This window comes from Massilia jejuensis, from assembly GCF_042656795.1.
In the GTDB taxonomy this organism is placed as follows: Bacteria; Pseudomonadota; Gammaproteobacteria; order Burkholderiales; family Burkholderiaceae_D; genus Telluria; species Telluria jejuensis.
In genome coordinates this window covers 1-5,000 of record NZ_JBHSMS010000032.1, presented here as the reverse complement: position 1 = coordinate 5,000, position 5,000 = coordinate 1, and the positions used below count along the sequence as shown (strand labels likewise).

The window sequence follows — 5,000 nt, the reverse complement described above, 5'->3', positions numbered from 1 at the left end:
TACCTGCTTGACTGCTGCAATCTTGAATTCCTCTGTGTACCGCTTGCCGCTCATACCTTCTCCTTGTGCCTTATATTATGGCTCAGGAGTGTCTACAATAGTCGTGGCGATTCAGTGCGGTACTTCTGTGGAGCTGGTTTCATGCTGTTCAGGCTACCAGACCTACGCGTCCTAAGCTGGCCGAGCCTGATTTACGCAACAAAGCTGCATGGACCGGGAATCGACTTCCTGATCGAGGATGCCAAGGACAAGAACGGCACCCCCTACGATTCAGTCGTACAGGAACTGGCGAACCGGAACGTCAAGTTCCGGGTCTGCAATAACACGCTGGAAGCGCGCAAGATTGACCGCAAGCGCATCCTGCCGGAAGCCACGGTTGTGCCCTCAGGCGTGGCGGAAGTGGCGCGCCTTCAGTTCCAGGAAGGTTATGGCTATCTGAAACCGTGACGATGGCTGATTGCGGCGCCGAACCCCGATTCGTCTTACCCTTGCGGACTGGCGCTCATCTGCTGGCAATAGCGGACGAGGTTATCGGGCAGGTCAGTAGGGCACACGCCGCACTGGCGGTTGCCCGGTACCGCATGGTCGATGAAAGTAGGGTAGGGCAAATTCAGGTTGGCCATGATTTCCCTAAATTCCTCCAGCGTCTTGCCTTTTCCCAGCCGTGGATTGCGCAGCTTTTCCTGAGCAATCGATGTGACGAACCGTTCCTTGTAATCGTGCGCAGGATATACGAGGGTTTCGTCCGGCAATGCAAACAACTTTTCGGTAACGCTCCGGTACAGCGTATCGGCATCCCCGTTCTGGAAGTCGGTACGACCGCAGCCCTCGATCAGCAGCGCGTCGCCGGTGAACACGCGGTCGCCCAGCAGGTAGGCAAAATGCCCATCCGTGTGCCGGGGATATGCAGCGGCTGGAGGAGGAGGCCGTCCATCCCGAACGGCTTGTCTTCCTCGATACCGACATCGGCACAGGCAAGGCGGTCGAAGGCCGGCGCAGCGATCTTGCTGCCAGTCCGGCGTTTGAGTTCGAGCGCGGCAGTGATGTGGTCGGCATGGATATGGGTGTCGAGCGTGTATGCAAGGCGCAAGCCCAGGCTGTGAAGTACGTCGAGGTCGCGGTCCATGCTGGAGATGACAGGATCGATCAGGATCGCCTGACCGGTCTGGTCATTGCCCAGCAGGTAGGTGTAGGTGCTGGAGACGGACTCGAAGAGTTGGCGGAAAATCATGGCGTTACCTCCTGCATGAATTGATTGGTGTCAGGCGCCGTGAGGCAGACCCAGGTTCTGGTTTGCCGGCACGGCGACATCGATCAGCTTCGGCTTGGGCAAATTCAGTTCGCTCATCAACTTGCAGAAATCTTCGCGACTGCGATTGGCCAAGCGCACGTTATGGCGCTTTTCCCAGCCGATCGTCGAGACTGCCTGGCCCTTGTAGTCGTGCCCTGGCCACATGCGCGTTTCTTGCGGCAGCGAAAACAATTTCGCGCTCACGCTGTCGTAGAGGGCGTCGCTGCTACCGCTCTGGAAGTCGGTGCGACCGCATCCGTCGATCAGCAGCGTGTCGCCGGTGAAGGCATTGCCGCGCCAGATATAGCTCATGCTGCCGGCTGTGTGGCCAGGCGTATGCAGCACCTTGATTTCCTCGCCATCGCCGAAGCGGATGACATCGCCGTCATTCAACTGGAGTTCGGCAGGAGCGATGCCGCAACCGCTTGGAACGGCTGCCTGCGCGCCGGTCAGTTCGCGCAGCTTGCCGGCGGAAGTGACATGGTCGGCGTGCGCGTGCGTTTCCAGGACATAGACCAATTGTAGCCCGAGGCGCTCCAGGTGACGCAGGTCGCGCTCCCAGTGATGGTCCACGGGATCGATAATGACGGCCTGGTTCGACCCCGGTCCAGTCAGGATATAGGTGAAGGTCGACGATTCGGTATCGAACAGCTGGATGGGATTCAGGTTCATCTTGGTTTCCTCGATTAATGGTAACGGGAGTTCTTTACGACACTGCCTTGACGATCATCGCGATGGCAACAAGGGCGGAGACGGATGCAAAACCCTTCTGTAACTGGGGGCCGGCAAGACGGGATGCGAGCGAGCGGCCACCGAGCATTCCTGCAAGCGCGCCTGCCGAAAAGGGCAGGGCGAGCGCCCAGTCCAAATGGCCGCTGACGGCGGTGGCTGTAACGCCCATCAGCGAGATCAGGGCGATGACAGCCAGCGACGTCGCCACGGCCGATTTCATTGGCAGGTCCGTGTAGCGCTGCAATGCCGGCACCATGACGAAGCCTCCGCCCACGCCGAGCAGCCCCGAGAGCAAGCCGGCGAGACCGCCTGACAGGGTCATGGCCATGGCACACGGACGGGTCCAGATGAAGCGGCCGGACTCGCCGTTCCGCTTGCACACGATATGCTCGGCGCTGGCGGTGGTGCCCTTCCCGGACGCCTGCCTGAATGTTTTCAACGCAACCAACAGCAGCACCAGCGCGAACAACACGGCCAGCCAGCGGCCGTCGATTTGCCGTGCTGCCCACAGGCCAGCCGACGACAGCAGCATGCCGGTGGCTGCGATCAGCACGGCGGCGCGGTAGCGCACGATCCCGGCGCGCAGGCCGAGCACCGCCCCCAGCGCCGCGGCCATGCCGACCGCCATGAGTCCGATCGGCCCAGCCTCGGCGACGCTGGCGCCGGTGCCGAAAATCAGAAGCGGGACGGCCAGGATGCCGCCGCCGGCCCCGGTCAGGGCAAGGATAACCCCCACCACCAGTCCTAGTCCGATGCTGGTCAGCATGTCCGCCGTCCGGTCGACGCGTTCATATTCAGGCCTTGCCCTGCGCGCGTGCGGCCGCGACCCGTTCGAGAACCTCGAACAGCGCCATCCCGGCCAACATTGCAAGCGTGAAAAGCAGCGGCTTGGCGTCGCCTGTCGCAAGCGATGCGAGGGCAGGACCGGGGCAGTAGCCGGCCAGCCCCCAGCCAGTGCCGAAGGCGAGCGAGCCGAGCACAAGGCGGCGGTCGATGACGGTCGCTGTTGGCAGGCGCATGGGAGCACCCAGAAGGGAACGTTTGCGTTTGCGCGCCACGCCGAAGGCTAACACCCCCACCAGGATCGCACCACCCATCACGAAGCCGAGCGAAGGATCCCAATTGCCTGCCAGGTCAAGAAACCCGATCACTTTGGCGGGATCGTTCATGCCGGACACGATCAGGCCGATGCCGAACAAGAGGCCAACCATTAAAGCCATGAAGATTTGCATGTCAATTCCTTCAGTTGATTACGTGGCGCACGAGATAGACCGTGACGAAGCCGGCGAACATGAACGCGGCGGTCGCGACCAGCGAACGCCGCGACATGCGTGAAATACCGCAGACGCCATGGCCGCTGGTACAGCCGGCGCCGTAGCGGGTACCGATACCCACCAGCAGGCCAGCGGCCGCCAGCGTGCCGGAGCCGGCATCGATCGTGACCTCGGGGAGCGCCGTGAACAGGCCGTACAGGACGGGTGCTGCAAGCAGGCCGGCCAGGAAGGCCACGCGCCAGCCGGCGTCGCCGCGCTCTACGCGCAGCAAGCCGCCGAGAATCCCGCTGATGCCGGCAATCCTGCCGTTGAAGAGGACGAAGGCCGACGCGGCCAGTCCGATCAGTACTCCGCCGGCAAGTGCCGCCTGCGGCGTGAAATGTACCCAGTCAATCGTCATGTCGTTTCTCCTTTGCCTGCTGGCAGAACAATTCATAAAGGACCTGCATGATCGCCGTCGCTTCGCGGCTGTCGATCTTGTAGAAGATTTGCTTGCCCTCGCGCCGAGTGCTGACGAGCCCTTCCTCGCGTAGCACCCCAAGCTGCTGGGACAGAGTCGGTTGCTGGATTTGCAGCAGTGTTTCGAGCTCGCTGACACAGAACTCTCCTTGTGTCAGCTGGCACAGCAGGAGCAGCCGGTCAGGGTTGCCCAGCACTTTCAGCAAGCCGCATGCCTGACTTGCGGCCGATTGCATCGCCTGGAGGTCCAGTTTTTGTACAACGCTCATCGTGAATCCTTCTTGTCTTTCGTTATCCCTCAAGATATTATATGTACTTACGATATATATTCCAATAGATTGTTGTCGAATTCCATTACCAGGAGATCACATGAGCATCCGTTACCTTGATAAAGATTTCGCAATCACCTCGCAAGTGTCGCCTGAATCCTTGCCTGAGCTGCGCGATGCGGGTCTTGCCACCATCATTTGCAATCGCCCCGACGGCGAGGCTACCGACCAGCCAGCGTTCGCCGCAGTGGCAGAGCAGGCGGCCGCGTGCGACGTGCAAGCGCACTACTTGCCGGTTGTGCCAGGAAAAATCACCCCGAGCGAGGTCGTGGCCTTTGCTGCGCTGTATGCCAATGCATCCAAGCCAGTACTGGCCTACTGCCGTACAGGCTTGCGCGCTGAGGCCTTATGGCAGCTTTCAGCTCCCTTTCGACGCCTTGGCTAGGAGTTTCGGCGCATAATTCCTGGTCGATGAGATTTAAGCGCAGCTCTAAGGAAGCACTGATCAATTAGCGATTTCGGCGCTTGCGCGCGTTCTTGCTGATGGAGACGCGCCAGGATTTTTTGAAGCGGTTTTTTTAAGGCAGCTACGTCCAGTTTTTCAGCAAATTAGCGGTATTTCCCGTGCCGTCCAGCGCTCAGGACGCAACTCGGGTTTCAGTGATCGTAAATTGAGGTGTACTGTCAATAGCGGACACTCGTGTTTCAAGCCGCCTGCGCCTGTTTGCTAAAGGATTCAGCGAACAACGCTGGCGGAACATTGCCAAGGCGTGAGTGACGGCGCTGGCGGTTATAAAAGCTTTCAATGTATTCCTGGATTGCGGACTGCGCATCGGCCCGCGTGGCATAGCGCTGATGATGCACCAACTCGTTTTTCAAGCTGCCCCAGAAGCTTTCCATCGGGGCATTATCATAGCAGTTGCCTTTGCGCGACATCGAGGCTTTCATGCCGAATTGCTCGACCAGCTTGCGATA

General features: G+C 60.0%; 8 protein-coding genes and 1 pseudogene. 2 read left to right on the top strand and 7 right to left on the bottom strand.

Features of this window, described 5'->3' with window-relative positions; all coding sequences use genetic code 11:
* Window positions 1–3: 3 nt before the first annotated feature.
* Entirely contained in the window at window positions 4–447 is a 444-nt protein-coding gene (locus ACFPOU_RS09635; protein ID WP_379719904.1) for a DsrE family protein, read from the top strand.
* A 35-nt stretch (window positions 448–482) separates the two neighbouring features.
* Here ACFPOU_RS09635 and ACFPOU_RS09630 read toward each other — a convergent pair.
* From ACFPOU_RS09630 to ACFPOU_RS09605, 6 genes and pseudogenes are all read right to left on the bottom strand, one after another.
* Window positions 483–1,231 (bottom strand): annotated as a pseudogene (locus ACFPOU_RS09630) (MBL fold metallo-hydrolase).
* A gap of 30 nt (window positions 1,232–1,261) precedes the next feature.
* Window positions 1,262–1,963, bottom strand: coding sequence for an MBL fold metallo-hydrolase (locus tag ACFPOU_RS09625; protein ID WP_379719901.1), 702 nt, complete (start codon window positions 1,961–1,963; stop codon window positions 1,262–1,264).
* Window positions 1,964–1,997: 34 nt separating this feature from the next.
* The gene (locus ACFPOU_RS09620) at window positions 1,998–2,789 is read right to left on the bottom strand and encodes a sulfite exporter TauE/SafE family protein (RefSeq protein WP_379719898.1); all 792 of its coding nucleotides are present in this window, start codon (window positions 2,787–2,789) and stop codon (window positions 1,998–2,000) included.
* 28 nt (window positions 2,790–2,817) lie between these two features.
* Window positions 2,818–3,255 carry a YeeE/YedE family protein gene (locus tag ACFPOU_RS09615; RefSeq protein ID WP_379719895.1) on the bottom strand — a complete coding sequence of 146 codons (438 nt, stop codon included), beginning with the start codon at window positions 3,253–3,255 and terminating at the stop codon, window positions 2,818–2,820.
* A 10-nt stretch (window positions 3,256–3,265) separates the two neighbouring features.
* On the bottom strand, window positions 3,266–3,697 hold the full coding sequence (locus tag ACFPOU_RS09610) for a YeeE/YedE family protein (protein ID WP_379719892.1): 432 nt from the start codon (window positions 3,695–3,697) through the stop codon (window positions 3,266–3,268).
* The gene (locus ACFPOU_RS09605; RefSeq protein ID WP_379719889.1) at window positions 3,687–4,025 is read right to left on the bottom strand and encodes a metalloregulator ArsR/SmtB family transcription factor; all 339 of its coding nucleotides are present in this window, start codon (window positions 4,023–4,025) and stop codon (window positions 3,687–3,689) included. Before ACFPOU_RS09605 ends, ACFPOU_RS09610 begins: the two co-directional genes overlap by 11 nt.
* A gap of 100 nt (window positions 4,026–4,125) precedes the next feature.
* Between ACFPOU_RS09605 and ACFPOU_RS09600 the strand changes: the two genes are divergently transcribed.
* On the top strand, window positions 4,126–4,470 hold the full coding sequence (locus tag ACFPOU_RS09600; protein WP_379719886.1) for a protein tyrosine phosphatase family protein: 345 nt from the start codon (window positions 4,126–4,128) through the stop codon (window positions 4,468–4,470).
* Between the two features lie 260 nt (window positions 4,471–4,730).
* Here the strand turns inward: ACFPOU_RS09600 and ACFPOU_RS09595 are convergent.
* Window positions 4,731–5,000 (bottom strand): integrase core domain-containing protein (locus tag ACFPOU_RS09595; RefSeq protein ID WP_379719883.1); only part of this gene is annotated, 270 nt, incomplete at its 5' end.

What these genes read in the sequence shown, in the direction of transcription:
- ACFPOU_RS09625 (WP_379719901.1), bottom strand. Translation starts at nt 1,963, where the DNA reads ATGAACCTGAATCCCATCCAGCTGTTCGATACCGAATCGTCGACCTTC.
- ACFPOU_RS09620 (WP_379719898.1), bottom strand. Translation starts at nt 2,789, where the DNA reads ATGCTGACCAGCATCGGACTAGGACTGGTGGTGGGGGTTATCCTTGCC.
- ACFPOU_RS09615 (WP_379719895.1), bottom strand. Translation starts at nt 3,255, where the DNA reads ATGCAAATCTTCATGGCTTTAATGGTTGGCCTCTTGTTCGGCATCGGC.
- ACFPOU_RS09610 (WP_379719892.1), bottom strand. Translation starts at nt 3,697, where the DNA reads ATGACGATTGACTGGGTACATTTCACGCCGCAGGCGGCACTTGCCGGC.
- ACFPOU_RS09605 (WP_379719889.1), bottom strand. Translation starts at nt 4,025, where the DNA reads ATGAGCGTTGTACAAAAACTGGACCTCCAGGCGATGCAATCGGCCGCA.
- ACFPOU_RS09600 (WP_379719886.1), top strand. Translation starts at nt 4,126, where the DNA reads ATGAGCATCCGTTACCTTGATAAAGATTTCGCAATCACCTCGCAAGTG.